The organism is Streptomyces sp. NBC_00620, assembly GCF_026341825.1.
GTDB lineage: Bacteria > Actinomycetota > Actinomycetes > Streptomycetales > Streptomycetaceae > Streptomyces.
This window is the reverse complement of sequence record NZ_JAPENY010000003.1, coordinates 776,153-802,532: the sequence shown is the minus strand read 5'-3', so window position 1 is coordinate 802,532 and position 26,380 is coordinate 776,153. Positions and strand designations below refer to the sequence as shown.

At 69.9% G+C, this 26,380-nt stretch carries 23 protein-coding genes; 6 read left to right on the top strand and 17 right to left on the bottom strand.

Features of this window, described 5'->3' with window-relative positions:
• Positions 1-8 precede the first annotated feature (8 nt).
• The 3 genes from OG246_RS34880 to OG246_RS34870 form a co-directional block, all read right to left on the bottom strand.
• The gene (locus OG246_RS34880; protein ID WP_266472644.1) at positions 9-917 is read right to left on the bottom strand and encodes a carbohydrate ABC transporter permease; all 909 of its coding nucleotides are present in this window, start codon (positions 915-917) and stop codon (positions 9-11) included.
• 97 nt (positions 918-1,014) lie between these two features.
• Positions 1,015-2,439, bottom strand: coding sequence for an N-acetylglucosamine/diacetylchitobiose ABC transporter substrate-binding protein (ngcE, locus tag OG246_RS34875; RefSeq protein ID WP_266472639.1), 1,425 nt, complete (start codon positions 2,437-2,439; stop codon positions 1,015-1,017).
• A gap of 135 nt (positions 2,440-2,574) precedes the next feature.
• Positions 2,575-3,585, bottom strand: a complete 1,011-nt coding sequence (locus OG246_RS34870; protein ID WP_266472637.1) for a hydroxyacid dehydrogenase — start codon at positions 3,583-3,585, stop codon at positions 2,575-2,577.
• Between the two features lie 338 nt (positions 3,586-3,923).
• On the opposite strand from OG246_RS34870, the gene OG246_RS34865 reads away from it, so the two are divergent.
• The 3 genes from OG246_RS34865 (at position 3,924) to OG246_RS34855 (ending at position 9,375) form a co-directional block, all read left to right on the top strand.
• Positions 3,924-6,818, top strand: a complete 2,895-nt coding sequence (locus OG246_RS34865) for a polysaccharide lyase family 8 super-sandwich domain-containing protein (RefSeq protein ID WP_266472635.1) — start codon at positions 3,924-3,926, stop codon at positions 6,816-6,818.
• Between the two features lie 64 nt (positions 6,819-6,882).
• Positions 6,883-8,634 carry a DUF2264 domain-containing protein gene (locus OG246_RS34860; protein ID WP_266472633.1) on the top strand — a complete coding sequence of 584 codons (1,752 nt, stop codon included), beginning with the start codon at positions 6,883-6,885 and terminating at the stop codon, positions 8,632-8,634.
• Positions 8,635-8,658: 24 nt separating this feature from the next.
• Positions 8,659-9,375: a ThuA domain-containing protein gene (locus tag OG246_RS34855; RefSeq protein ID WP_266472631.1), complete on the top strand. Its 717-nt coding sequence runs from the start codon at positions 8,659-8,661 to the stop codon at positions 9,373-9,375.
• Here OG246_RS34855 and OG246_RS34850 read toward each other — a convergent pair.
• From OG246_RS34850 to OG246_RS34795, 12 genes are all read right to left on the bottom strand, one after another.
• Positions 9,329-10,384 carry an acetamidase/formamidase family protein gene (locus OG246_RS34850; RefSeq protein ID WP_266472630.1) on the bottom strand — a complete coding sequence of 352 codons (1,056 nt, stop codon included), beginning with the start codon at positions 10,382-10,384 and terminating at the stop codon, positions 9,329-9,331. The two genes, OG246_RS34855 and OG246_RS34850, sit on opposite strands and share 47 nt — an antisense overlap.
• Positions 10,381-11,133, bottom strand: a complete 753-nt coding sequence (locus OG246_RS34845) for a cysteine hydrolase family protein (RefSeq protein WP_266472629.1) — start codon at positions 11,131-11,133, stop codon at positions 10,381-10,383. The genes OG246_RS34850 and OG246_RS34845 overlap by 4 nt, the downstream gene beginning before the upstream one ends.
• Positions 11,126-12,649, bottom strand: coding sequence for an amidase (locus OG246_RS34840; RefSeq protein WP_266472628.1), 1,524 nt, complete (start codon positions 12,647-12,649; stop codon positions 11,126-11,128). The genes OG246_RS34845 and OG246_RS34840 overlap by 8 nt, the downstream gene beginning before the upstream one ends.
• Positions 12,646-13,074 (bottom strand): cupin domain-containing protein, encoded by a 429-nt coding sequence (locus tag OG246_RS34835; RefSeq protein WP_266472626.1) that lies wholly within the window; start codon positions 13,072-13,074, stop codon positions 12,646-12,648. Before OG246_RS34835 ends, OG246_RS34840 begins: the two co-directional genes overlap by 4 nt.
• 68 nt (positions 13,075-13,142) lie before the next feature.
• Positions 13,143-13,916, bottom strand: coding sequence for a creatininase family protein (locus OG246_RS34830; RefSeq protein ID WP_266472624.1), 774 nt, complete (start codon positions 13,914-13,916; stop codon positions 13,143-13,145).
• Positions 13,917-13,918: 2 nt separating this feature from the next.
• Positions 13,919-15,316, bottom strand: coding sequence for an FAD-binding oxidoreductase (locus OG246_RS34825; RefSeq protein ID WP_266472622.1), 1,398 nt, complete (start codon positions 15,314-15,316; stop codon positions 13,919-13,921).
• Entirely contained in the window at positions 15,316-16,485 is a 1,170-nt protein-coding gene (locus OG246_RS34820) for a hypothetical protein (protein WP_266472620.1), read from the bottom strand. The genes OG246_RS34825 and OG246_RS34820 overlap by 1 nt, the downstream gene beginning before the upstream one ends.
• A gap of 180 nt (positions 16,486-16,665) precedes the next feature.
• Entirely contained in the window at positions 16,666-17,685 is a 1,020-nt protein-coding gene (locus OG246_RS34815) for an ABC transporter permease (protein WP_266472618.1), read from the bottom strand.
• A complete protein-coding gene (locus tag OG246_RS34810; RefSeq protein ID WP_266472617.1) occupies positions 17,682-18,428 on the bottom strand; it encodes an ABC transporter ATP-binding protein in 747 nt (248 codons plus the stop codon). The genes OG246_RS34815 and OG246_RS34810 overlap by 4 nt, the downstream gene beginning before the upstream one ends.
• Before the next feature lie 101 nt (positions 18,429-18,529).
• Positions 18,530-19,732 (bottom strand): amidohydrolase family protein, encoded by a 1,203-nt coding sequence (locus OG246_RS34805; protein ID WP_266472616.1) that lies wholly within the window; start codon positions 19,730-19,732, stop codon positions 18,530-18,532.
• Positions 19,729-20,616, bottom strand: a complete 888-nt coding sequence (locus tag OG246_RS34800) for an MBL fold metallo-hydrolase (RefSeq protein ID WP_266472613.1) — start codon at positions 20,614-20,616, stop codon at positions 19,729-19,731. Before OG246_RS34800 ends, OG246_RS34805 begins: the two co-directional genes overlap by 4 nt.
• Positions 20,613-21,116, bottom strand: a complete 504-nt coding sequence (locus OG246_RS34795) for a flavin reductase family protein (RefSeq protein ID WP_266472612.1) — start codon at positions 21,114-21,116, stop codon at positions 20,613-20,615. Before OG246_RS34795 ends, OG246_RS34800 begins: the two co-directional genes overlap by 4 nt.
• A 105-nt stretch (positions 21,117-21,221) precedes the next feature.
• Between OG246_RS34795 and OG246_RS34790 the strand changes: the two genes are divergently transcribed.
• Both OG246_RS34790 and OG246_RS34785 read left to right on the top strand, forming a co-directional pair.
• Positions 21,222-21,812, top strand: coding sequence for a helix-turn-helix domain-containing protein (locus OG246_RS34790; RefSeq protein ID WP_266472611.1), 591 nt, complete (start codon positions 21,222-21,224; stop codon positions 21,810-21,812).
• 90 nt (positions 21,813-21,902) lie between these two features.
• A complete protein-coding gene (locus tag OG246_RS34785; protein ID WP_266472610.1) occupies positions 21,903-22,121 on the top strand; it encodes a hypothetical protein in 219 nt (72 codons plus the stop codon).
• 67 nt (positions 22,122-22,188) lie between these two features.
• On the opposite strand, the gene OG246_RS34780 is transcribed toward OG246_RS34785, so the two are convergent.
• Positions 22,189-24,147 carry a nitrate- and nitrite sensing domain-containing protein gene (locus tag OG246_RS34780; RefSeq protein WP_266472608.1) on the bottom strand — a complete coding sequence of 653 codons (1,959 nt, stop codon included), beginning with the start codon at positions 24,145-24,147 and terminating at the stop codon, positions 22,189-22,191.
• A 263-nt stretch (positions 24,148-24,410) separates the two neighbouring features.
• Between OG246_RS34780 and OG246_RS34775 the strand changes: the two genes are divergently transcribed.
• A complete protein-coding gene (locus OG246_RS34775) occupies positions 24,411-25,013 on the top strand; it encodes a TetR/AcrR family transcriptional regulator (protein ID WP_266472607.1) in 603 nt (200 codons plus the stop codon).
• A gap of 43 nt (positions 25,014-25,056) precedes the next feature.
• On the opposite strand, the gene OG246_RS34770 is transcribed toward OG246_RS34775, so the two are convergent.
• A complete protein-coding gene (locus OG246_RS34770; RefSeq protein ID WP_266472605.1) occupies positions 25,057-26,367 on the bottom strand; it encodes a D-arabinono-1,4-lactone oxidase in 1,311 nt (436 codons plus the stop codon).
• Between the last annotated feature and the right edge of the window lie 13 nt (positions 26,368-26,380).

Genomic DNA, 26,380 nt, shown 5'->3' with positions numbered 1-26,380 from the left:
GGTGGGCCTCAGAACTCGATCGTGTTCTTGTCGCGGGAGCCGCGGAAGGTGAGCGCCGTCAGCAGCAGGCTGAGCAGGCTCAGCATCACGCCGATCGCCGTGGCGTAGCCGAACTTGCCGTTCCCGAACGCGGACAGGTACAGGTACTGGGAGAGCACCATGGTGGAGTTGTCCGGGCCGCCGGTCGGAGTGAGGACCATGAACAGGGCGAACGCGTCGAGCGCGTGGATGCCCAGATAGATCCAGGCGACCTGGACGGACTCCCGCAGCAGCGGCAGGGTGATGCGGGTCAGCGTCTGGAAACGTCCGGCGCCGTCCAGGTCGGCGGCCTCGAAGATGTCCTTCGGAATGGACTGCATCGCGGCGCTGAACAGCACGACGTAGAAACCGACGCCGGCCCAGACCATCACCGCGATCAGCGACCACAGAGCGACGGCCGGGTCACCGAGCCAGGTGTGTGCCAGCCCGCCCAGCCCGATCGCGTCCAGTCCGCCGTTGAGCAGCCCGATCTGCGGGTTGTAGATGAACTGCCACAGGATCGCCGTGATCACCACGGGGAGGATGTGCGGAAGGAAGTAGACCCGGCGGTAGAGGGCCGAACCACGGACTCCCGCCACCTTGCCGTCCGAGCCGCCCACGTTGAGCATGGCGGCGAAGAACAGCCCGAGCGCGATCGTGACCAGCGGAACCACCAGCAGGAGCAGCCCGTTGTGCCCCAGGGCCTGCCAGAACTCCGGGTCCTGGAAGAGGCGTTGGAAGTTGTCGAGGCCGACGAAGGGCTTGTCGGCGGTGAACCCCGACCAACTGGTCAGGGCGATCGAGAACGCCTGCGCGTAGGGGGAGACCACCAGCGCCCCGTACAAGGCGAGCGGCAGTGCGAGGAAGAGAAGGATGATGCGGGTTTTTCCGTGGTTCACGAACGACTCCGGGGATGGGGGAGACGGGGTCCGCCGCTCCTGCGGGGCGAGGAACGGCGGATCCTCCGTGTCTGCGGCATGATCCGCCGGACGGGTCCTAGATCTTGAACTTCGTGATGGAGGGGTCGGCGGCGATGTCGTCGGCCTTGGCCTGCATCGTGGAGAGGAACTCGGCCGCGTCGATGCGCCCGGCGAGCAGGTTGGCGACCTCGGACTTCAGCGTGGTGGCCAAGTCGGCGTACCAGCTCATGAACCGGTAGTTGAACAGGTCGTCCCCGGCCGCGGTGACGGCCTTCAGCACCGAGCCCAGCGCGGTGGAACCGAAGTCGTTGTCGCCCGTGGCCCCCTTGACGATGGTGAGGGCGTGGGTCGTCTCGGTGAAGTTGGACGCGGCTTCCTTGGAGAGCATGATCCGCAGGAACTCCTTGCCGCCGCGGAGGTTCTTGGCCTTGGCCGGTACGACGAAGATCTCTCCGGCGACCGCGTGCAGCGCGCTCTGGGGCAGGGCACCGTCCGCCGTGAGCGGGGGGACAGGGCCGAAGACCATGTCGAACCCGTCCGGGGTGATCGCCTTCATCTCGTTCTCGACGTACGAACCGGCGTGGTACAGCGCGGCCTTGCCCTGCACCCAAGCGGTCTGCGCCTGGGTGTGGTCCAGCCCCTCGCTGCCCTTGAGGAAGTACCCGGACGAGGCCAGCCCCGCGATCGCCTCGGCGGCGGCCTTGACCGGTTCGGCCTGCCACGCCTTGGCTTCCAGGTTGTCGATCGCCTTGATCACGTCGACGCCGCCCTGCTTGGCCGCGAGGGCCATGAGTGGGCTGAAGAAGTAGTCGGGCGCCGTCGTGCCGCCGTACGCGAAGGGGGCGATGCCCGCCTTCTTGATCTTGGCGGCCAGCTCGGTCAGGCCGTCCCAGGTGGTCGGCCAGGTCCAGCCGTGTTTGTCGAACAGCGTCTGGGAGTACCAGAAGCCGTTGACGGTGAAGACGTACGGGAGGCCCATCACCTTGCCGTCGAACGTGGTCACGTCCAGCGTGCTCGGCAGTAGCGTGTCCTCGACCGTGGTGTCCGGGTCGTCGACCGAGGGGGCCTTCAACAGGTCGGCCAGCTCGGCCAGTTGGTCTTCGGCGACCAGCGTGCCCATCGCGATCTTCTTGGCGCCGCTGTTGTCGATGACGTCCGGCGGGTCGCCGGCGACGAACCGCGGCTGCAGCTCGGTCTGGATCTCGGTGATGCCGGAGTGGCTGATCTTCGCCTTGGGGTACTTCTTGGAGTACAGCTTTTCGTCGAACTTGGCGTATTCGTCGCTGTAACCGCCCTTGAAGACGACGACGTCCAGCGCGGCGCTCTCGTCGATGCCGAACGGGTTGGTGGCGCTGACCTTGCCCTTGGCCGAGCCGGATTCGGCGTCGCCATCGGCGGAGGCGCAGGCGGCCAGCAGGCTGGAGCCGGAAACGGCGAAAGCGGCGACGGCTGTCGCTCTCAGCAGGCTTCGTCTCGAGAAGCTCGGGGGCTGGGTGTTCACTGGTGCTCCTCTGTGCAACGGGGTTCGCTGTGTGGTGGGTTGGTGCGGGCTTCGTTGCGCGGCGAGGTTCGCCGCGCAAGGGGTTGGTACGGGCTTCGTTGTGGACGAGGGCGGCACGGGGAAGGCCGTTTCGGCTCAGGCGAGCAGCGCCAACTGGTCGGCATGGATGCCCCCGCGCAGGGGTTCGTCGGCGCTGAGGCGTTCGATCTCGGTGACGGCGAACTCGCCGAGTCGGCGTATCTCGGTGCCCATCGCCCCGGCCACATGGGGCGTGACCATGACGTTGGGCAGGGATAGCAGCGGGTGGCCGGTGGGCAGCGGCTCGGGGTCGGTCACGTCCAGGACTGCGTCGATCCGGCCGTCCGCGCAGTGCCGGAACAGCGCCTCGGTGTCGATCAGTTGTCCACGTGCGGTGTTGATCAGGACGGCACCGTCGCGCAGCAGGGCGAGCCGGCGGTCGTCGAGCAGGTGGTGGGTCTCGGGCAGGGCCGGGGCGTGCAGGCTGACGATGTCGCTGTGGTCCAGCAGGTCGTCCAGGTCGACCAGTTCCACCTGTCCGGCCGGATGCAGTCCGGCCGCCGCTCGCGCGTCCAGGGTCGGGTCACTGACCAGCAGCCGGAAGCCGTGCGGGGCGAGCAGCTCCAGGACGAGACGTCCGGTGCGGGACGCGCCGACGATCCCGACGACGCGCTCATGGTTGCCGGTGTCGTCGGCGAGCTTGTTCTTGTACCGGCCCTGTCTGTAGTCGTGGGCAAGCCGGAAGGCACGCTTCCCGGCGAGCAGGATCGCGCCGACGGTGTACTGCGCGACGGGAAAGGCGTTGGCGGAAGCCGCCGAGGACACGAGGATTCCGCGCCGCCAGACCTCGGGTGTGAGGTGGTGCTTGACCGATCCGGCGGCGTGCACGATCGCGCGCAGCCGGGGAGCCGCGTCGAGGACGGCCTGGTCTATGAGCGGGCAGCCCCAGCCGGTGAGCAGCACGTCCACGTCCGCCAGGCGGCTGCGGGAGACCGGGGTCGCGAAGTCGACGATGATGCCGGACTGGACGTCCACGCTCTTGTCCAGCCGAGCGGTGAGCTCTTCGGTGAGGGCGAGGGCGGCGACCTCTGGCTGCATCGCGATGGCGACGGTCATGCGACGGCTCACCGGTTCACTGCTCCTTGGGGGTTCGGGATGGTGGGTTGCTTCACGGCCTGGGGTTGCTTCATGACGTGCAACCGGTTTCACGTGAGATGGCCGTCAAGCTATTGAGCGTTGAGGCGATCCGTCAAGAGGCTCTCTGTAGAAATGGGCTTCCGGTGGTCAGAAAGCTGTGAGTCCGGGTGAGTTGAGGCCAGAGGGGTTGCCCTCTTGGATGAAACCGGTTTACCGTCCCCGCCCAACTGCCCCATCCGACAGGCGGGGGAGCCGGCCAACCATCCGACGACGGGCGCCCACGTCCGTACGACCGCGCGCCCCGCACGGGGTGCGGAGGGGATCCCCCGATGCTCACTCGCCGACAGTTGCTGCACCTCGCCACCGCCACTGCGGGCATCACCCTGGGCATGGCCGCGATCGGCTCACCGCCGGCCTTCGCCGCCGACGAGTACGACACCCTTCGCCTGCGCTGGATCGACAGGACCCTGCTGGGTACCGGCTACGACGCCACGCAGGAGCCGTTCGCCACCCTGTTCACCCTCACGGGCAGCACCGCGTCCGGCTTTCTGTCCGGCATGAACCCGTCGACGGCCTCACTCTGGGACGACCTGCCGATCGGCAGCGTCAGCGCCAACGTCACCTCCAGCTACGTACGTCTGAAGTGGATGGCCCAGGCATGGGCCTTCGACGGCACCGGGCTGACGGGCGACGCCGATCTCCTCGCCGCCGTCCTGACCGGCCTCGACTGGATGTACGCCACCGCGTACACGCCGACGACCACCACGTACGACAACTGGTGGGACTGGCAGATCGGCGCCTCGCGGCTCTCGCTCGACATCGCCTGCCTGGTCCACGCCGAACTCGGCAGCACCCAACTCGCCAACTACCTGGCGGCGATCGACGCCTTCGTGCCGGACTCCGCGGTCGCCTCCTACAGCGGCGTCAGCACCGGAGCCAACCGTGTCGACCTGTGCCGCGTGCTCATCCTCCGCGGCATCCTCGCCAAGAGCTCGGCGAAGATCGCCACGGGCGTCGCCGGTCTCTCCGCCGTGTTCCCGCTGGTCCGCAGCGGCGACGGCCTCTACGCCGACGGGTCGTTCGTCCAGCACACCAACGTGCCCTACACCGGGTCCTACGGCTCCGTCCTGATCAGCGGACTGGCCGGGCTGCTCTCGCTCCTGGCGGGATCGACCTGGGAAGTGACCGACGACAACCGGCAGCTGCTCTTCGACGCCGTCACCGACGCCTTCGCCCCGTTCCTGTTCAACGGGCTGATGATGGACGGCGTGTCCGGGCGGGCGATCAGCCGCGGCGTCAAGACCGTGGACAATCCGCTGGGCATCCAGCAGAACGACCACGTACGCGGCCATCTCATCATCGGCAGCATCCTGATGCTGGCGGACGCGGCCTCCACCGACGAGGCCGCCAGCTGGAAGGCGTTGGCCAAGGGCTGGCTGGAGCGCGACTACTGGGCCCCGTTCCTGGAGGACTCCTACCAGACGCTGCCCGTGCTGGCCCTTGGCAAGTCCGTCCTCGACGACACCGCCATCACCGCGACCGCCGAACCGGTCGCCTCCCGGGTCTTCGGCAGCATGGACCGGGCCACCCACCGCCGCGCCTCCTGGGCCCTCGCCGTCTCCATGTGCTCCGCGAGAACCGCGTTCTACGAGTGCATCAACGGCGAGAACCTGCGCGGCTGGCACACCGGCTCCGGAATGACCTACTGGTGGGGCGGCACTTACGGCAACGGCCAGTACTCGGACGCCTATTGGCCGACCGTCGACCCCTACCGCCTGCCCGGTACCACCGTCTCCCGCATCCCGCTGACGGACGGACAGGGAACCCCCAGGCCCACCCCGCCCACGGGAGCCGTCTGGGCCGGCGGCGCAACCGACGGAACGTACAGCGCGCTCGGCCAGGACACCCGTGGCCTCGGCTCCACGCTGGCCGCCAAGAAATCCTGGTTCTGCCTCGACGACCAGGTCGTCTGCCTCGGCGCCGGGATCACCGCCGGCGACGGATATGCGGTCGAGACCACCGTCGACAACCGCAACCTGGGCTCCGCCGCCTCCAATGCGCTCACCATCGACGGCACCGCCCAGTCGACCACGCTGGGCTGGTCCGGCACCTTCTCCGCTGCCTCCTGGGCGTCGATCACCGGGGTCGCCGGCTATGTCTTCCCAGGCGGGGCCACCCTGAAGGCGCTGCGCGAGGCCCGTACCGGCGCCTGGAGCGACATCAACACCGAGAGCTCGACGGATTCCCTGACCCGCCGTTACCTGACCCTGTGGGTCGACCACGGCACCGACCCCGTCGGCGCCACCTACAGCTACATCCTCCTGCCCGGCGCCACGCCCAGCCTCACCGCCGCCCGCGCGGCCGCCCCGACGGTCACCGTCCTCGCCAACACCGCCTCCGTGCAGGCGGTCACGGACACCGCCACCGGTGTGACCGCCGCCAACTTCTTCGTCGCCGGCACCGCGGGCCCGATCACCGTCTCGGCCCCCTGCTCCGTCCTCGTACGGGAGTCCGGCGGCACGCTGTCGGTCAGCGTCGCCGACCCCACCCGCGCCGCCGCGACCGTCACCGTCACCGTCGCCCGCAGCGGATACACCACGGGCACCACGGACGACGGCGTCAGCGTCGTCGGCCTTGCTCCCCTCACCCTGGTCGTGGAGGTCGGCGGCGCGCAGGGCGCTTCCCGCACCGTGACGTTCGGCACCGGCGCGACCGTCACCGCCGGCACGTACACGGCCCTCGCCCCGACCGCCGACGCCTACGTCCGCGACGGCTCCTACGCCGACACCAACTACGGCGGCACCACCGACCTGGTCGTCAAGAACGCAGGCACCGGCTACCACCGCCGGTCCTTCCTCAAGTTCGACCTGTCCGCCCTGGCGGGCACACCCAGGCGCGCGGTGCTGTGGGTGCGCGGGGCCACCTCCGACTCCACCGGCACCCAGGCCACCCTCACCGGGTACGCGGTGAGCAGCGACAGTTGGACGGAGACCGGCCTGACCTGGAACACCCAGCCGTCGCTCGGCGACGCGCAGTCCTCCGGATCGATCGGAAACGCCAAGGACTGGATCCCGATCGAGGTCACCGGCCACCTCCAGACCCAGTACGCGGGCGATGGGACGGCGACTGTGGCCCTTGCCGAGAGCGCGGCCGGCGTCGCCGTCCTCCTGGCCAGCCGGAGCAGCTCGGTGAACCAGCCGTTCTTGCAGGTCATTACCGGGTGAACTGGTTTTAGGAAACAGATGAAACCGATTGCATACCCTGTGATCGATCTCTACGATGACGGCCATGCCCACCCCGTCACAGCTGTTCGGCCCAGCCCCCACCACCAGGGAAGGCTGGGCCGACGCGCTGCTCGCCCTTGCCGCACCCGCCACGCGCACGGCGGCTGCCGGTCCCGGACGGATGCCGGTGCACGCGAGCATGAGCGACCACTGGGCGGTCTGGTTCGAACTCGTCGCCCGCCCCCTGTGGGGACTCGCCGCGCACGCCGCCGGCGGCCTGTCCGGCGCGGACCGGCAGTGGGAGGAGGCGCGCCACGCGCTGACCTCCGCCGTCGACCCCGAACACCCGTGGTACGTCGGCAGTCCGGCCGACATGGACCAGCGCCTCGTCGAATCCGCCGCCGTCGGTTACGCGCTCGCCGTCGCACGGCACCAGCTCTGGGACCCGCTCACCGAACGGCAACGGCAGCAGCTCGCCGACTGGCTGTCGACGGCGGCTTCGGCGACGCCGTGGGACAACAACTGGTGCTTCTTCCCGGTGCTTGCCGCTGTCGGGCTGCGCTCGGTGGGCGTGCCCGTGGACGAGACGCGGATGGCCGCGCATTTGGACCGTATCGAGGACTTCGCTCTGAACGACGGCTGGTACGCCGACGGGCCCGGCACACCGGAGCGCCCCGGTTCGCGCGACTACTACGTCCCGTTCGGATTCCACTTCTACGGGCTGCTGCTGGCCTCGCTGAAAGCGGTCGACGAGGAGCGGAGCCGGCGCTACCGGCAGCGGGCCGCCGAGTTCGCCACGCAGTTCCAGCACTGGTTCGCCGCCGACGGAGCCGCCCTGCCCTTCGGACGCAGCCTCGGCTACCGGTTCGCCCAGGGCGCCTTCTGGTCGGCCCTCGCCGCGGCGGACCAGCCCGCCGTCGGCTGGAGCACGGCACGCTCGCTGGCGCAAGGCAACCTCGCCTGGTGGTGGCAGCGGCCGGTCCTCGCCGAGGACGGCTCCCTGACCGTCGGCTACGCCTACCCGAACACCGGCGTCGTCGAGCAGTACCTGGCCGGCGGTTCCCCGTACTGGGGCACGAAGGTCTTCGCGAGCCTCGCCGCGACCGAGGACCACCCGTTCTGGACGGCGACGCCCGCGCCGGTCCCGCCGCCCGGAATCAGCAGGCAGCCGGCCGCCGCGATGATTCTCGCGCGGGACACGGCGGGGGACGTCGTCGCGCTCGCCGGGCAGAACGCGCCCGCCTGGAACCCCCGCGGCGGGACCGCGAAGTACGCGAAGTTCGCCTACTCCACGCTCGCCGCCTTCAGTGTGCCCACGGGCGAACCGACCCTGGAACAAGGGGGTTTCGACAGCGCGCTGGCCCTGTCCGACGACGGCGAAGGCTGGCGCACGCGTTCCGGGGGAGAGTCCCGGATCGACGGCGACACGCTCGTCGTGCGCTGGCAGCCATGGCCGGACGTGACCGTCGAGACCCGGCTGCGGCACACCGACGGCGGGCACCTGCGCGAGCACCGCATCACCACCGGTTGCCGGCTCTACACAGCCGAAGGCGCCTTCTGCGTCCCGAAGACCGGCCTCGGAGCGACACCCCACAACGTCACGGAGCACCCCGGCCTGGCCCGGGCGACGGCCGACACCGCCGTGAGCGAGATCGTCTGCCTCGCCGCCGACACATCACCCCGCGAAGGTGTCGTCGTACTGCCGCTGCCGGGCTCGCATCTCCTGCACCCGCGCACAGCCCTGCCGACACTGCGCGGCGTACTCGATCCCGGCGAGCACGTCCTGCGCTGCCGGGTGTCCCTCACCCGCCGATGAATCCCTCCTCGCACCGGAGCACGCATGTCTGACCGCCAGATCCTCGTGTACACGGCGACCGCCGCGTACCGGCACGTTTCCATACCCGCCGGCGTGGCCGCCTTCCGTGGACTGGGCGCCGAACACGGGTTCGTGGTCCACGCCACCGAGGAGCCCCTGCGCTCCCTGGACGGCTACGACGCCGTCGTGTTCCTGTCGACCAGCGGCGAGGTCCTCGACGAACCGGGCCGGTCGGCGCTGTTGGAACACGTCGCGGGAGGTGGAGGATTCCTGGGGGTCCACTCCGCCGCCTGCACCGAGTACGAGTGGCCCGCCTACGGTGAACTCCTCGGCGCCCGGTTCGCCGGGCATCCGCCGGTGCAGCCTGCCGTCGTCACGGTCGACCGCTCGCACCCGGCCACCGCACACCTTCCGCGGCAGTGGCACTGGACCGACGAGTGGTACGACTTCAGGGCGCCGCCCCGCGACGTCACGGTGCTGGCCACCGTGGACGAGACGACCTACACCGGCGGCGGCATGGGGGCCGACCACCCCCTCGTCTGGTACCGGCACCACGGCCGCGGGCGCAGCTTCTACACCGCACTCGGCCATGCGCCCGAGGCCTACGCCGATCCAGCCTTCAGGGCGCATCTCCTCGGTGCCCTGCAATGGGCGGCCGCCTGGCCGGAGGGCGATGTTGGGTCCCCACCCGGCGTCAGAAGGTCAGGTCCGCCTTGGAAATGCGGCAGTGGACGCCCTTGACGATGTCGACCACCTGGGAGACCTGGAAGTCGGCGGCCGAGCTGAGGTAGGCGAGGGCCACCGGTCCGGGAACGGAGAAGCGCTCGTCGAGGAGGGTGAGGGCGTCGCGTACGGCATGGCGCATTGCCTCGTCGAGGTCGGTGTCCAGGCCCATGACGATGTGCTCGGTGTCGGTCTCTGCGAAGGGGGCGCGCAGGCGGGAGGCGAGTCGGCGCAGGGCGGGGTCGCGGTGGACGGTGAGGCGGAGGGTCGCGCGCAGCGGGGCTTCGAAGGCGGTGAGGGCCACTTCGCCGTCGCCCTGGGAGAAGTGCGGGTCGCCGGCGTAGAAGAGGGCGCCCTCGACGGCGACGGGCAGGAAGAGGCGGGCGCCGACGCCGAGGTGGCGTACGTCGAGATTACCTCCGTGCGGGCCGGGAGGCACCGAGTGGACCGGGGCAACGGTTGCGGGAGCGGTGCCCATGATGCCGAGGAAGGGGCGGAGCGGGAAGCGGATGTCGCGACCGTCGCCCACGGGGAGGCGGCCACGGCCGTCGTCGTCGACGGTGGCGACCAGGCTGACCGGGTCGGGGCCCTGAGGGTATTCGCCGGGGAGCGCGCCCTTGCCGTGGCGGTTGCTGATCACTCCGTAGGGGGCGCGGCGGCGCAGGCGCAGGACTTCCACTTCGAGTACGTCGCCGGGCTCGGCCCCCTGGATGTGGACGGGTCCTGTGACCACGTGCGGGCCGTGGACGGCGGGGTCGTGAAGTCGGGTGGAAGCGGCGAGTTCGGCCGTGTCGTGAAGGATGCCGTGGATGCCGGACGCGGCGAAGAAGGCGGCCGGGTCTCGCCCCTGGTCGGCGAGGATGCCCTCGTGGCTGATGGTGTCGAGGCTGACGCTCGCGCCAGAAGGGACCGAAAGGGCCGGCTTGGAGCGGGCGTTGGGGAGCAGACCCCAGTGCACGGCGGCTGGGTCGGCGGGGAGGTAGTGGTCGCCGTCGACGGGGCCGCAGTGGGGTTGGAGGAGCGTCACAGGGCTTCCTGGAGGTCGGCGGCGGTGAGGGTGAAGCCGAAGCACTGGCGAACGTTGTAGACGGTGGCGTCCATGCAGTACGCGGGTGAGGTGGTGGCCACCGCGTCCTGAAGCATCAGCACGTCGTAGCCGAGGCTCGCCGCGTCCATGAGGGTGGCGAGGACACACTGGTCGGCGTTCACTCCGGCGAACAGGAGCGTGTCGGCGCGGAGATTGCGCAGGACGCTGTCGAGTTCGGTGTCCTGGAAGCCGCTCATGCGGTACTTGGCGATGTGCAGGTCGCCGGGTGCCGCGAAGAGGGGTGCGGTGATGTCGGCGGACGCGCTGTCGCATTCCAGGACCCTTGCCCCGGTGGGTAGTTGGGAGCCGAGGCCGCCTCCGGTTCCATCCTGGTCGTAGACGTGGAGGACACCGGGTGGGAGGTTCGCGCGGTCGGGGCGGTTGCCCCAGTTGAGCCAGACGACGGGGATGTCGGCCGCCCGGAGTACGGGGAGGAGCCGCTGGAGTACGGGGATGGGGGTGCGGGCCGGGGACACGTCCACGCCGATCGAGGCCAGCCAGCCGTCGGGCGAGCAGAAGTCGTTCTGCATGTCGATGACGACGATCGCCGTCCTGGCCAGGTCGAGCGTCAGGATCTGGGGCTGAGCCTCCACGGTCACGGGGCGGGCCGGGCGTTGCGGGCGACGAAGGTCGACGTGCTTGGCGTCCGCGCGCCAGGAGTTGCGGGAGTTGGGGCCGATTTCAAGCATGGGTCAGCTCCAGGAGGGCGTGGTCCGTGCCCGGTGCGCCGATCGCGCAGAGGCCGACCGGGAGGTCGCGGACCCGCAGCCGGGGCATGGTGACGGCGGGCAGCCCGGCGAGCGAGGCAATGCAGGTGAGGCGGAGGGTTGCGGCTCGTACGGTGTCGACCTCGGCCGGTGTCGCATCGGCGCGGGGAGCTGGGCTGCTCGTGGCGGGGAGAAGGAGCGCGGTGCCGGGCGGGAGGGCTTCGACGATGACCGAACGGGCGGACAGGAGCCCGGAGTTGGCGTCACGCAGTTCGCCCTCCGTGACCTGGCTCCCCCCGGCGAACCGGGCCTCGATGTCGGCCCCCAGCGTGCCCGGGTGCTTCTCGATCCACGCCCCGTGCGCGGTCCATGCCTCGGCCGCCTGGACGGTACGGAAGGCGGGCAACCACTCCTCCAGGTGTGGGGCCATGCCGGTGTCGGTCCGGACGAGCTCCAGGCCGGTGCGGAGGGAGAGTGCCCGGCATGCCGCCTCGAAGGATGCCTGGACCTCGGGTTCGGCGAGCGCGGTGAGGGCGTCGTCGACCAGAAGCGTGGTCATCGGGGATTCGTCGTCCCGGGGCAGGAGCACCTTCGCCGCTGTACGCAGCAGGTCCGGGTCCCGGGCAAGCAGTCCAGCCGTGTCGAAGGACGGGGCCAGCGGGAGCAGGCCGCCGGTGGGGACGACTCCGTGGGTGGGGCGCCAGCCGTAGAGGCCGCAGTAGGAGGCGGGGACCCGGATCGAGCCCGCGGTGTCCGTGGCCAGCCCCAGATCCGCCCAACCGCGGGCGACCGCCGCCGCCGGACCGCTGCTGGAGCCGCCGGTGATCCGGCCGGGGGCGGCGGGGTTGACGGGGGTGCCGTAGTGGATGTTGGTCCCGGCGAGACTGAAGGCGAGTTCGTCGGTCTGGACGATCCCGGCGAGCTGGGCGCCGGCGCTGAGCAATTCCCGTACAGCGTCGGCGTGTTGGAGCTCCACCGGCGCTTCGGCCAGCCACTGCGGGTTGCCCCCGCCGATCCGCTGTCCGGCAACGGCGAAGAGGTCCTTGACGGCAGTACGTACACCGGCGAGCGGCCCCGCCTCCGCCCCGGCGACCAGCGGCTCGCCCACGACCCGCCACACCGCGGGGTCCTGAACCTCCTCCGCCATCGGGCCCGGCACCGTGCTGACGTGCGCGGCCGCGATCCGCCAGCCCTCGTCCGTCAGTCGCCACACCTGAGTCTGTATCCCGCGCGTCCCGCCGGCCCGCAGTGTTTCGGCGGTCAGTACGGCGACGTCCTCGGCGATCCGCACCTCATGGACGCGCTCGACCATACGGACCGGGGCTCCCCCGCTGCGGTCGCGGCGGAAGTCCGAGATGGCCGCGTGTCCAGTCAGCACCATTGAGCCCTCGGCGCGCACCGTGTCCGGGGCGTCCAGGAACCAGTGGTCGAGACCCACCAAGTCATTGGCGCCGAGGGCCTGTTCGTACGACCAGAAGGCGTCGAGGAGTTCGCTCATCGGGCGGCTCCGAGGACGGCCAGGTCCGCGTCGTCGAGCACCGCGAAGGGGCCGCGCTGGATCAGGTCGGCGAAGCCCTCGTCGGGGGACATGATCGTGAGGGTGTAGAGCCGCTCGGTGGCCGAGGTGTTGGTGATCCGGTGCTTGGATCCGACGGGCAGGACCAGCACGTCGCCGGGTGCGAGGTCGTGTTCGTGCTCGTCGCTGACCGCCCGGCCCTCGCCCGCGAGTACCACGAAGGTCTCCACGGACTCGGGGTGCCAGTTGAGCGGCTGGGCGCCGCCCGGCTCCCACACCTCGAAGACGACGGTGGTCGGTGAGCCGTCGGCCGGTCCGGTGAGGACGGCGAGTTTGACCGTGTCGCCTGCGGTGATGTGGTGGGCGGTGATCTCGCTGAGCGGCTTGTGGAGCGGGGGGATGGCCATGGCGGGTGTCCTCGACGTCAGGCGGTCAGGAAGAAGGCGTTCAGGAGAAGGCGGTCAGGAGATGAGGGTCAGGCGGAAGGCAGGAAGCGGGCGCATTCGCGCAGTGCGGCCGCGTTGTCGGCGATGGCGGTGTCGACGAGCTTGCGGCCGAGTTCGGGGGTGGCTCCGGTCGGGTCGCCGATGACACCGTTGCCCGTACCGAAGTCGTCGCTCGTCCAGCCGAAGGAGACGGACTTGCCGAAGCCGATGTGCTCGTAGGCGGTCAGGTGCTCGGGGACACTCCGCTCGGCCAGCGACATGTCCACCGTCTCCGGGTGGAGGTGGAGCATCGCCGCGGTCTCGTGTCGCCCGCCGTGCACCCCCAGACCCAGCTCGCCGGACGGGGACGCGCCGCCCTGGTCCGCGGGGAGCGCGGCGTGCAGCAGGAAGGTGAACAGGCCGTACTTGGTGCGTAGTTCACGCAGAGCGACTCCCAGCAGCGCGCTGTTGCCGCCGTGTGCGTTGAGGAACGCGAGCCGCCGGACCGGGCCCTTGGCGAGGGATCGCCCGAGGTCGTCCAGTACCGCGAAGAGCGTCGAGGCGCTGAGCCACAGCGTCCCCGGCGACCAGGCGTGTTCGTCGGACTTGGCGTAGGCGAGGCCCGGCAGCAGCGTGATGTCGCAGCTGTCGGAGGCGGCCAGGGCAGCGCCCTCCGCTATCGCCTCGGCCATGAAGTAGTCGGTGGCGACGGGAAGATGGGGTCCGTGCTGTTCGATCGCGCCGACGGGAAGGACGGCCACGGTGTCGGCGGACAGGTCGGTGACCGACGGTCCGCTGAGGTCGGTGAAGCGGGTGAAGGCCATGGTCAGCGCGCTCCCAGGAGGTGGCCGGGGTTGAGCAGCCCCAGCGGGTCGGCGGTGCGGGCGGTGGCACGGACGAGGTCGAGGCGCCGGTCGACGTACCAGTTGTGGACGTCATGGATGCCGACACCCAAGGCCTCCAGGGCGGCGATCCCCTCGTACACGGTGGCTTCGTCCTGGTAGTGCGCCATCAGCATGCCGACGGTCCCCGAGCGCATCCCCTCCAGGTGCAGCACCGTCCCGGGGAAGACGGCCTTGACCGCCGCCGGGTCGCCGAGCAGTACGTCGCCGCCGATCTCCAGGTGGAAGTAGCCGTCCTGGGCCTTCATCAGGTGGTACGTGGGGTGGTTGAAGGAGAGCGAGGAGATGAGGGCGGGACCGCGCGGCGCGGGACGTACCTCGGTCACCCGGCCGCCGTGCTTCTCGATGATCGCCCGGGCGTCGTCCTCGGCCCGCTCCTCGATGATCGCGCGGACGCTCAGTGCGACCGGGTCGAGGGCCGGGTCGGCCTCGAAGGTCTCGACGAGGCCGGGCTCGTCGAGGGAGACCAGGCGCGGGGCGGGCTCCAGGCGTACGAGGTCGGAGAGCGCTGCGGTGGCGGCGGTCCAGGTGTCGAAGGAGGCGAAGAGGCCGGTCCAGTCCCGGGCCGGCTGGAGGGCGACAGTCGCGGTCGCGGTGATGCCGGTGGTGCCGTAGGCGTGGATGTACGGGAGGGCTTCCTCGCCGCGTACGGTGAAGGGCTCGGCCTCCGCTGTGCACGGGACGACGGTCAACTCCCGTACGAAACCGTCCCCGTTGGTGCCGTTGGCGAGCGATCCCGTGCCGCCGTTCCCGCCGCAGAGGAAGCCGCCGAGCGATGTCCCGAAGGTGGAGGGGAACATCCACAGCTCCTGGCCCAGCGTGCGCGCATGCACCTCCAGGTCGGACATCTTCGCGCCCGCCTCGGCCCTGATCCACCCGTCGCCCGCGCCCAGGACGCGTCCGCATCCGGTGAGGTCGAGGACTGCGCCGCCGTGCAGCGGGATCGCCTGGCCGTAGTTGCCGGTGCCCTTGCCGCGCGGGGTGAGCGGGATGCGCAGGCGGTGGGCGAGGGCGACGAGGGGCTGGATCTGCTCGTACGACGACGGGCGAAGCACCACCTCGGCGCGGCCGGCGGGGAGCTTGGCGGCGAGGATCGGCGACATGTGCGCCCAGTCGCGGGACGCCTTGTCGAGGGCGGAGTCCTCGCGTACGACGGCATCCTCACCCAGGAGTGCGGCGGCCTCTGTACAGAATTCGTCGATGCCGGGGGTGCGGTGCGTGGTACTTCCTCCGGCGTCCAATACCGCCTCGTCCGCGACCAGTTCGGTCATCCGGCGCAGTTCGGCGGCGGACAGGGTCGTGCCCTTGGGGTCGACGGCCATCACTTCATTCCGATCTTGGTGTCGATGAATTCGTTGGTCATCAGGTCTTCGGCGCTGAGCCCGGCCGGGATCTTGACGCCGCTCTCGGTGAGGATCGGCCCGAAGGTCTTCAGGGAGTCGGTCACCCGCGTCTTGTCGAAGCTCGCGATCGATCCGTCGGCCTCGTTGCCGAGGATGCCGAGCTCGACCATCTCCTTGGCGGCGTACTGGCCGGTGCCCTTGGAGTAGACCCAACTCGTGGCGTACTGCTTGACGATGTCGTCGATGAGCGTGACCGCGGTGTCCGGTGCGGCGGCGAAGTCGGCGGCCGACTGCTGGATGACGGGAACCAGCTTCTTGAGGCAGGGGCTGAGCTTCTTCAGTGCACCGGTGCGGACGGAGAGTGCCTCCGGGTAGACGGTGTAGCCGACATCGGCCAGCAGCTGGTACTTGACCGGCTTCTTCCAGGCGGTGACCTCGTGCTCGTAGATGTACGGTTCCGCGGTCGCGAAGCCCTGCTGCGCGATGGAGGGGTCGGCGACGAAGCGGGACGGGGCGCTGTCGTAACTCCCGTCCAGCTGGCTCTTCTTGATGAGACCCTTCGCCACCAGCATCGGGGCGAAGACCTCGCCGTCGCGGTACACGACCTTGGCGCCGCTCTTGCCGATGTCGGCGACGGTCTTCCAGTCCGGGTGGGTCTCGGGGTCCCACATCAGGACCTGCGGGCTCTTCTTCATCAGCGCGGCGACGGCGGTGACGGGCTGCTTGCCCGCTGACTGGATGGCGCTGTCGGTGGTGACCATGCCGAGGGTGATGGACTGGTCGATGTACATCTGCGAGGCGGGGGTCTGGTATCCGACGGCCGAACCGCCCGCCCGTACCTGGATCTTGACGCCGGTGTCCTTGCCGCCGATGACGAGGGGGCCGGTGACCCGCTTCTTGTCGGTGTCGACGGTGTAGCCGGGGCCGACGAGGTTGTAGACCGGACCGTGTTCGGCCTCGGGCTCCCAGTCGGCCTGGACGACGACGGTGGCGGGGCAGACCTTGTCGAGGCGCTGAGCGGCGGGAGCAGGCTTGAGGTCGGTGGACGAACCGGCGGCGGTGGTGGCGCCGGCTCCGCAGCCGGTGGCGGCGAGAAGGAGCGAGGCGCTCAGTCCCGCAACAAGGCTTCTTCTGGCGGAAATTGGCATGACTGTCTCCCGGAAGGGGCTCTGAGGGGAAGCGGAGAGGGGGTGGGGACGGCTGAGCAGTTCGGGTGAAGTCCGCTGCGGTTGGGAAGCGCCCTGAAGGGGCGCGGGGAACTGCGCGACCAGCCAGGACGGTGTCGCAGACGGCCGACGGCATATCGCGGCACAGCCAGCGGAGAGCGCTCAGCGGCCGGACGCGTGCCAGGAGCCGATGGCGAGGCGGGACAGGAACGTGAAGAGCGCGAAGACGGCGACCCCGAAGAAGGAGGCCAGGATGATCGCGGCGAAGAGGTCCTCGGACTGGAGCCGTGAGCGATAGATGTCGAGGAGGGTGCCGATTCCGGCCGCCCCCTGCTTGAAGAACATGTCGCCGACGATCGCGCCGATGACGGAGAGCCCGGAGGAGGTACGCAGCCCGGTGAAGATGGCGGGGAGCGCCGCGGGCAGTTCCAGCTTGCGCAGGCGGTCCCAGCGGCTCGCCTTCTGGAGGGTGAAGAGGTCGTGGTGAGCGCGGTCCACGGACTGCAACCCGAAGAGGGTGTTGGCGATCAGCGGGAAGAGGGCGATGAGGACGCAGACCACGACCCGGCTGGTGAAGCCGAAGCCGAACCAGAGGCCGATGAGGGGGACGATGGCGAGGATCGGGACCGTCTGCAGGATGACGGCGTAGGGATAGAGGGAGCGCTCCAGCCAGCGGGCGCGGCTCATCACGACGGCCCCGGTGATGCCGAGGGCGGCGGCGATGGCGAGTCCGGCGAGGGCGACCTGCGCGGTGAGGGCGAGGGCCTGGAGCATGGGCTGCAGGTGGGTCCAGTCGAGGACGGCGACCTGGAGGACCTGATGCGGGGGCGGCACGAGGAAGCGGCGGGAGGGGGCGAGGAGCAGGTAACTCACCGCGTACCAGAGGCCGATGGCGACTGCGAGCGAGCCGATGGGGGCGAGCAGGGCGACGGGGCCCCGCCGTGTGCGGACGGACGCCTCGGCGGCCGGGAATGTCTCGACCGTGGCGTCGGCGGCAGCATCGGGCTGGTGCACGGGGGTCTTCGCCTCGTGGGCCGGAGCGGCAGTGCTCGGACCGGTGACGGCAGGTTCGGAGGCCGCGGACGTTGCGCCGGGGTTCGGGCCGGCTGCGACCGAGGCAGCAGTGGTTGCGTGGGCAGTCGGCGCGTCGGTGGCCGTGGCAGCCGGGGTGTTCGTACTCACTGGGCCTCTCCTCGCAGGGCCCCGGAGACCGCGCCCGCGATCGCGGCGAACTCCGGTTCGTAACGGAGCGATGCGGGCCTGGGGTGGGCGAACGGGACCTCGAACTCTGCGGTGATACGTCCAGGTCGGGCCGACATCACCACAACCCGGTTGGCCAGGAAGACCGCCTCGGTCACCGAGTGCGTGATGAAGAGACCCGCGAATCCCGTCTCGGTGAAGATCCGCTGGAGCTCCTCCTGCATACGAAGCCGGGTCATCTCGTCCAGCGCGCCGAAAGGTTCGTCGAAGAGGAAGAGCGCGGGGTTCATCATCAGCGCGCGGGCCAGCGAGACGCGCATCCGCATCCCGCCCGAGAGCTGTCCCGGCAACTGCTCCTCGAAGCCGTCGAGGCCGACGAGACGGATGGCGTCCATGGCGCGCTCGTGCCGTTCGGCCTTGGGACGGCCGGCCAGTTCGGCGGGCAGTGCCACATTGGCGAGGACGCTGCGCCAGGGCAGCAGGGTGGCGTCCTGGAAGACGTAGCCGATATCCCCGCCCGGGGTGCTGATCTCGCCCGCGCTGGGGGCATCGAGACCGGAGGCGAGCCGCAGCAGGGTGGACTTGCCGCATCCGGAGGGGCCGACGACTGCGACGAACTCCCCTGCACCGACATGGAGTTCCACTCCCGAGAGCGCGGTGGTCCGGTTGTCGAAACGCTTGTCGACGGCTACGAAGCTCAGCGCCGTCTGCACTGCTGTCGCCACGTCGACTCCTTCCTTTGGACCTGTGATGCATTCACCGATGTTCGTAGCATCAACATTCTTTGTTTCGGGGTGATGTCCCGGGCGTTTACGCCCGGGACCAGTCAGAGCGCTTCGCGGGTCACCGTGGTGCGGCTCACCGCTCTCCCGCCCTTGAAGACGATCCGGTCCGGGTACGAGGCACCGACAGCCCCGGAGAGCGAGTCGGCCCGTACGGCGAGGAGGTCGGCGATCGCACCCTCGTACGGCCCTGCGGCGGGCAGCCCGAGGACCGTGCGGGCGCCGGTGGTCACCGCGTGGACGGCCTCGGGCAGCGTCAAGTGACCTGCTACGACGAGGAGTCCAGCGGTCTCCAGGGGATCGGCCCTGCCCACCGGGTTGAACGGGTCACGGATGTTGTCGCCGCCCCCGGCCAGGGGCACGCCCGCGTCCAGGAGGGCGCGTACGGCGGTCAGACCGCGTGGAGTGCGGGCAGGGGTGTCGCGGCCCTGGAGGTAGAGGTTGGTGAGCGGCAGTGCGACGACCCCGATCCCGGAGGCCGCCGCCTCCTTGGCGATCCGGGCGGCCTCGGCCGGGTCCAGGCCTCCCAGTCCCACACAGTGGCCGGCGGTCGCACCGTGGGCGAAGCCCCGCTCCCGTACCGCCTGGGCGAGCAGCAGCAGATCCTTCGGATCCGGACGGAGATGCTCGTCCGCATGCAGATCGACGCCGACGCCGTGCCGCTCGGCGATGGTCAGGGCGCGGGCGACAGCGGCCTGCGGGTCCTCGGAGAGGTGCGGGCAGCCACCGAGCAGGTCGGCCCCCAACTCCAGTGCCTCGTCGAGGACTTCGTCGGGTGCCTCGATGTGCAGCACGGCGATCTGCAGTGCGACCCGCTCGCTCAGCTCCTCGCGCAGCCGCAACAGCGCCCGAAGCCCCCGGAGCGGATCGGGGCCGGGCAGGACGTCGGCGTGGGTGCGGACGGCGGTCGCACCATTGGCGACCAGCTCGTCCAGGGCGCGGCGGGCCCTGACCAGCACGTCCTCCTCCGTCACCTGCTCGGCATAGCCGTGCCAGGCGGCGACCGCCCCGGGCAGGTCGCAGGGCGGGGCGCCGGCCAGGTCCCAGGTGAGGGCTTTGTCGAGGTGGGCGTGGGGTTCGGCGGGGGCGGGCAGCAGGATGAAGCCGGAGAGGTCCATCTCCTCGCGTATGGAGGGGAGTTGACCGGCCGGTGCGACGGCCGACACCCGCCCGTCCTCGATCAGTACGTCCCGGACCTGTCCTTCGGGCAGCCGCGCCCCGCGCAGCAGCAGTGCCGTCACCGTCATCGTGCGTCCCCGTTCTCCGGTGCCGTGAGTACTGCGAAGCCGTCGAAGGCGTGCCACATCGCGGGCGCGCCGAACATGTCCTGGCGGCGGACGGGGCAGGTCCGTCCGCTTACCACCTGATCGAAGGCTTCGGCGACCCGTCCCACGAAGTAGTGGTCCTCACGGTGGCGGAAGTTGTGCCCCAACAGCGCCGTCCTGACCGGGAGTTCGGCCAGTCGCCGAGTCGATGCGGCGAAAGCGGGTACATCGGCGCCCGGCACATGGGCGAAGAAAGGGCCGCTGATCAGGGTGTCGCCGGCGAGGAGCTGGCCGCTCTCCGGCTCCCAGAGGCAGATGCCGTCGGGCGAGTGGCCGGGAGTGTGCAGGACGTGCAGCCTCCGCCCGCCCAGGTCGAGGTGCTCCCCTTCCCTGAGCAGCCGCGTCGGTCGCACCGCGTCGATACGCCACTGGGTCAGTTCGGGGACGGGCCGCACCTCGATCCGCGAGTCGGTGAGGAAGAAGCCCTCGGCGGAGAGTGCGCTCAGCTCGATGTAGCGCTGTCGCATGTCCTGGGCGATGTGCTCGTACATCTCGAGCCACTCGCGCGGTGCGGGCTCGCCGTGCAGGTTCCCGCCCGCCTCGTGGACGGCGAATTCCTTGGCCTCGCCCACAAGCGAGGCGTTGCCGCCCCGGTGGTCGTAGTGGTGGTGGGAGTTGACGACGAGCAGCGGCAGCGAGGTCAGCGCTCGCACCTCGCGCCCGATGTCCCCGATGCCCATCCCGGTGTCGTACAGCAGGGCGAGGTCGTCGCCCACGACGAGATAGCTGTTGACGTGCCCGGGCTCGGCGAGGAGGAAGGTCCCGGGCCCGGTCTCCTGTACGGAGAACCAGTCGCGCCCGCTCATGCGCCGATGCCGTGGTAGCGGCGGGCGTGGTGGACGAGGGCGCTGATCCGGCCTCGGCCGGGGATGATCTCCTCGATGTCGGCGATCAGCAGCATGTGGTCCCCGGCCGCCACCTCTTCCCGTACGCGGCACACGACGGCGTACGTGCTCTGCGTGAGCAGCAGCGGCACACCTCCCTCTCCCGTCGTCCAATCCAGCCCGGCGAACCGGTCGGCGGCCGGATCGGCGAACCGCCGTGAGACGGATTCGCCGTTCGCGGCAAGGATGTTGAGGGCGAGCCTGCCGCCGTCCTGGAGCAGCGGCAGGGTGCGGCTGCCGCGCTGGACGCCGATCGCTATCAGCTCCGGCGTGCGGCTGAGGCTCATCACGGCGGTGCTGGTGAATCCGGCAGGTGTGCCATCGGCTGCGGCGGCGGTCACCACGCAGACGCCGCCAGCGAGGGCAGCCATGGCATCGAGGAATCCGGCCGTGGCGGGCCGGTCGGCGGTGGTCGCGGTCATTCGGGCTCCTCGCCTAGAATGTTCGTCACATCAACATTGAGCGTAAGAGGTATGTGTTTCGCGGGAGTAAATCCCACTCCGAAGTGACCGCTTAGGATCTCCGTCATGGCAGACCGCCCCACCGAAACCCCCGCCGATCCGGACCAGCAGCTCGGCAACGCGATCCGACGGCTACGCAAGGAGCGCGGCCTTACCCTGGTCCAACTCGCGGGCAGCGCAGGCCTTTCGCACCCCTTCCTCAGCCAGCTGGAGCGCGGGCTGACCCGCCCGAGCATGCCCTCGCTGCACCGGATCGCCCAGGCGCTCGGCACCACCCAACAGGCCCTGCTGGCGCACTCGGCGACCTCTCCCGCCGACATCCATGTCGTACGGGAAGGGACCGGCACCCCCGTCGTCAACAGCGGCGGCTCGGCGCGGATGCTCGGGGCACCCCAATTCGCCGTCCATCCGGTCGAATACACGGGAGGACCCACCGACTTCGAGGAGTACTACGACCACCCGGGCGACGAGTTCCTTTATGTGGTCCACGGCGCGATCGAAATCGACCTACTGGGCCCCGGCGGCCGCGAACTGCACCGCCTCCACGCCGGTGACAGTCTGCTCTACCCAGGCGGAACCCCGCACCGCTGGCGCGTTCTGGAGGATCAGGACCCTTCCGGGGTGCACATTCTCACCGTACAGAACGCCCCTCGCTAAATCTCCGGGCGACCCCGCTGACCAGCGGCGTCAGACCGCTGCGATGGTCGCCGAGCTGCGTGACGGCCGGTTCCGGCGCATGGTGGAGTTATGGACGAGAGCCCCCCTGTGGTCGTGCTTCCGCCACAGTCGGACGGAGGGCGGCGGGTGACGGTCCAGGGCGAGCGCATGGGCACCGCGTACAGCCTGTTCGACGTGCTGGAATACCTTCACCGTGCGGGTCTGCCCACAACGGATACGGCCATCGACGACCCCGAGCTGATCGAGTGGCGCGGCGGAGGGCCGTACGACTGGAGCAACACCGTATGACAGCCCGCACGCCGTGACACGACACGCGGGCACGGTGACGCGAACGGCTGCGAGCACCGGCGTGAACTCACAGGGCTGCGGAGGTGATTGAGGTATCCGCTGCCTGGACGATCGTTGCGGGCAGGGCTACGTACGCTGTCACGCCCGAGCCCTGTGTGGGCCGCAACTCGGCATGGGCGCCGAGGCGATCGGAGAGCGCGCCGACGACATGGTGGCCGAGGAACCGGGTGGGCGCCGCGAGCAGGGAGCCACCCTTGCCGGACAGCAGGGCGTTGGCCTGGGCCATCCGCTCCGCCGTCATGCCGATGCCCCGGTCGACGACCGCGAGGCAGTACTCGCCGCCGTCCCGCCAGCCGTAGAGCTCGACGGGCTGCTTGGGCGAGCTGAACATCAGCGCGTTCTCCACCAACTCGGCGAGCAGGTGCGAGAGTTCGGCGACGCAGTGGCCGCGGATGCGGCAGTGTTCGATGTCGGTGACGGCGACCCGCTGGTACTGCTCGACCTCGGAGATGGCCGACTGCACCACCTCGGTGATGGTGACCGTGCCGGGCCAGGGGCGCGCCGGGGACTCCTCGCCGGCAAGGACGAGCAGGGACTCGGCGTTGCGGCGCATGCGTGTGGCCAGGTGGTCGAGTTCGAAGAGCTCGGCGAGTGCGTCAGGGTCGAGCTCCTGGCTCTCCAGGGTGGTGATCAGGCCCAGCTGGCGGATGAGGAGGGACTGGTTGCGGCGGCCCAGGCTGGCCAGGGACTCGGTGCTGTTGCGGCGCAGGACGGTCTGCTCGGCGGCGAGACGGACGGCTGTGCGCTGGACGTTGTGCAGGGCGGCGACCAGCCGCGTGATCTCCCGTGCGGTACCCGGGACTTCGGCAGTCTCGGGATCCTCGGGCAGCGGGGTGTCGGGGTCGGCCTCCTGGATGCGCTTGACCGCCTCCGCGAGCCTGGTGCCCGCGACCGCGTCCGCCTCGTCGGCCAGTGCGCCCAGGGGACGGGTGATGGAGCGGGCCGAGAACACCGCGAGTGCGGAGGCGACGGCGAGGATCAGCGCGCCCAGGCCCAGGAAGCCGATGAGCTGCCGGGTGGCCGCGTCGCCGGTCCGGCCCGCTCCTGCCCGTACGTCGTCACCGACCTGTTTCTGGACGGCGTGCAGATCGTCGACGAGCGTCGTCATGTCGGTCCACCAGCGGGTGGGGGCGACATCGAGGGGTGAGCCGTCGGCGCCCGCTTCGGCCTTGGCCTCGTACGCGGTGACGCGGCGGGCCGCGGCCGTCTTGAAGGCTCGGTCGAGGGCGGACTCCTCGTCACCGCCTGCGAGTTGGCGGAACTGGCCGAGGTCGGCGACACGGGTGGCCCGGATCTCGGTGAAGTCGAGGTACTCGCCGGAACGGAACCCCTTCGCGGCGAACACGCCGTTCAGGGAACCGCGTTCGAGGGCGACGGCCTCCGTGGCGCGGGCCAGGGCCTGCAACGCCTGCACACCTTGGGCGATACCGCGATCGCCGTCGGGCACGCCGGTCGATTCGGCGTCGATCAGGGCGGTGACGGCCGCGGTGTAGAAGCGGAGGGTGACGGTGCGGTCGGCGGTGCCGGTGTCGACGCCGGTACGGGTGCCAGTGAGGTCGGCGAGGGGGAGCTGGGCCCGGCGGAGTGCGGAGGCTGCGGCCTCGTGCAGATCACCGCTCTCCGCCGAGAGCACCCCCGTCAAGGATGTGCGGGCGTCATCGGTGCGCGCCCGCGCCTCGCGGACGTCGTCCTGGTACTCCTCGTCGCCGCCCAACAGGCCGTTGGTGAGGCCGCGTTCACGCTGGAGCTCACGGACGAGGTCCTGCACCCGCAGCAGGACGATGACCTGCGACTCCGTGGCCCGCGCTGCGGACCAGTCATGGGCGCGGTCGACGACGCCCAGCCCGGTGAGGGCGAGGAGCAGACAAGTGGGTACGGCAAGGACGATGGCCACACGGCCGCGGATGGAGCCCCAGCCGGGAATGCGGACGGACTGGTCAGGTCGGCGAATTCGGTTCCCCGTCATGCCCCGTGAGGCTAGAGGCGGCCCGGCGAGCCCCTCGTTTCCCGTGCGTAAGACGTCGATGCACAGGTACTCACCCGGCATGCGAAGCGGCGGTGAGGGAAGCATCGGATTCCACAGTCGGCCTGTGGATGAGGGTATGGGTCGTTTCCGATCTTCGAAGTCGAGCATGCAGCTCACAGGGTTTTGGTCAATCGTCCAAGACGCGAGTTAGCATGTGAGGTGAACGTAGTCGACCTCAGGAGAACGGCAGCCGAATGGCCCGCATGGCAGCGAAGGACCGACGGGAAGCACTGATCGCGGCGGCGATCCGGGTGATGGTCCGCGATGGAGTGGCGAAGGCGACGACGCGCGCCATCGTCAACGAGGCCGACATGCCGCTGGGGGTCTTCCACTACTGCTTCGACTCGCGTGAGGACCTCCTCGATGAGGTCATCACGCGATTTACCAACAGCAGCGGCGCGGCGGCACGGAAGGCGTTCGCCGGGGAAGGTGATCTCGGCGACCGCATCACCGGGAGTCTGTACGCGTTCTGGGAGGGCGTGGAGCTCGCCCCGGGCGAGCATCAGGTGGGATACGAGCTCACCCACTACGCCTTGCGCCAGGCCGGCTTCGAGGAGTTGGCGCGCCGGCAGTACGCCCACTACCTGGAGGTTCACGAGGAAGTCCTGGAGGAGGCGGCCGCGAGCGCCGGCATCGAATGGACGGTGCCTCTGCCCGTCCTCGCCCGCTACCTGAACGCGGTGCTCGACGGGGTCACCCTGTGCTGGCTGGTCGACCGGGAGGGCGAACGCAGCCGGGAGGTGCTCCAGCTGACCGCTGAGCACCTCGTGACCCTCGCCCGCAAGCCCGACCCCGACCTGGACTGAAACCTGGCTTCATCGCCGGATCCGTACTGCTCGCCGGGTGTCCTCAGTCCCCCAGCACGCGGCGCAGATAGTCGTTGCCGAAGCGCCGCTCCGGATCGAGGCGGTCCCGTACGGCGGTGAACTCACCGAAACGCGGATAGGCCTTGGCGAAGTAATCGGCGTCGCGCGTATGCAGCTTGCCCCAGTGCGGGCGCCCCTCGTACGCGGTGAAGATCCGCTCGGCGGCGTCGAAATAGGCCTGGTACGGCGTGCCCTTGTACAGATGGACGGCGATGTACGCGCTGTCGCGGCCGGCCGCCGGGGAGAGCGGGATGTCGTCCGCAGGGGCCGTGCGGACCTCGACGGGGAAACTGATCCGCAGATCCGAGCGGTCGACCATGGTCTTCAGTTCACGCAGGGCTTCGACAAGGGCGTGGCGCGGGACGGCGTACTCCATCTCGATCATGCGCACCCGGCGCGGACTGGTGAATACCTTGTACGGGATGTCCGTGTACGTCCGCGCCGAGAGACCGCGGCTGGTGATCTTCGCGATCCCGGGGATGGCGGCGGGCGCGGCCCGGCCCAGCGAACTGAGCGCCTGGAAGACGCCGTTGGCGAGGAACTCGTCCTCGAACCATCCTCTGAGCCTGCCGACAGGGGCGGTCGGGCCCGCGCTGCGGTTGTTGCTCAAGGTGTTGCAGTTCTCGGTGTGCGGAAACCAGTAGAACTCGAAGTGCTCGTTCTCCGCGATGAGTTCGTCGAAGGAATCCGTGACCCTGTCGAAGGTCATCGGTTCCTCGCGTGCGGTGAGCAGGAAGAGCGGCTCGACGGCGAAGGTGATCGCGCTGATCACTCCGAGCGCGCCCAGGCCGATTCGGGCCGCGGCGAAGATCTCCGGGTTCTCCTTCGACGAGCAGGTGAGTACCGAGCCGTCGGCCGTGACCAGCTCAAGTCCCTTGATCTGTGCGGCGATCGAAGCCGAGTCACGCCCGGTGCCATGCGTTCCGGTGCTGGTCGCCCCGGAAACCGTCTGCTCCATGATGTCGCCCATGTTCGTGAGCGAGAGTCCCTCGCGGGCCAGGGCCACGTTCAGGTGTTTCAGGGGCGTACCGGCCTCCACGGTGACCGTGCCCGCCTCGCGGTCGATCTTCCGTATGCCGGTGAGGAGTTGGGGCCGGATCATCACGCCGTCGGTCGCGGCGGCGGCTGCGAAGGAGTGTCCGGTGCCGACGGCCTTTACCTTCAGGCCGTCGTCGGCTGCCTTCCGTACGGCGGCGGAGAGCTCCTCGACGGAGGCGGGAGTCACCTCCCGTACGGGACGGGCAGTGACGTTCCCGGCCCAGTTGCGCCATGTACTGCTCGTGCCGATCGCCATCTGCCGGGTCCTT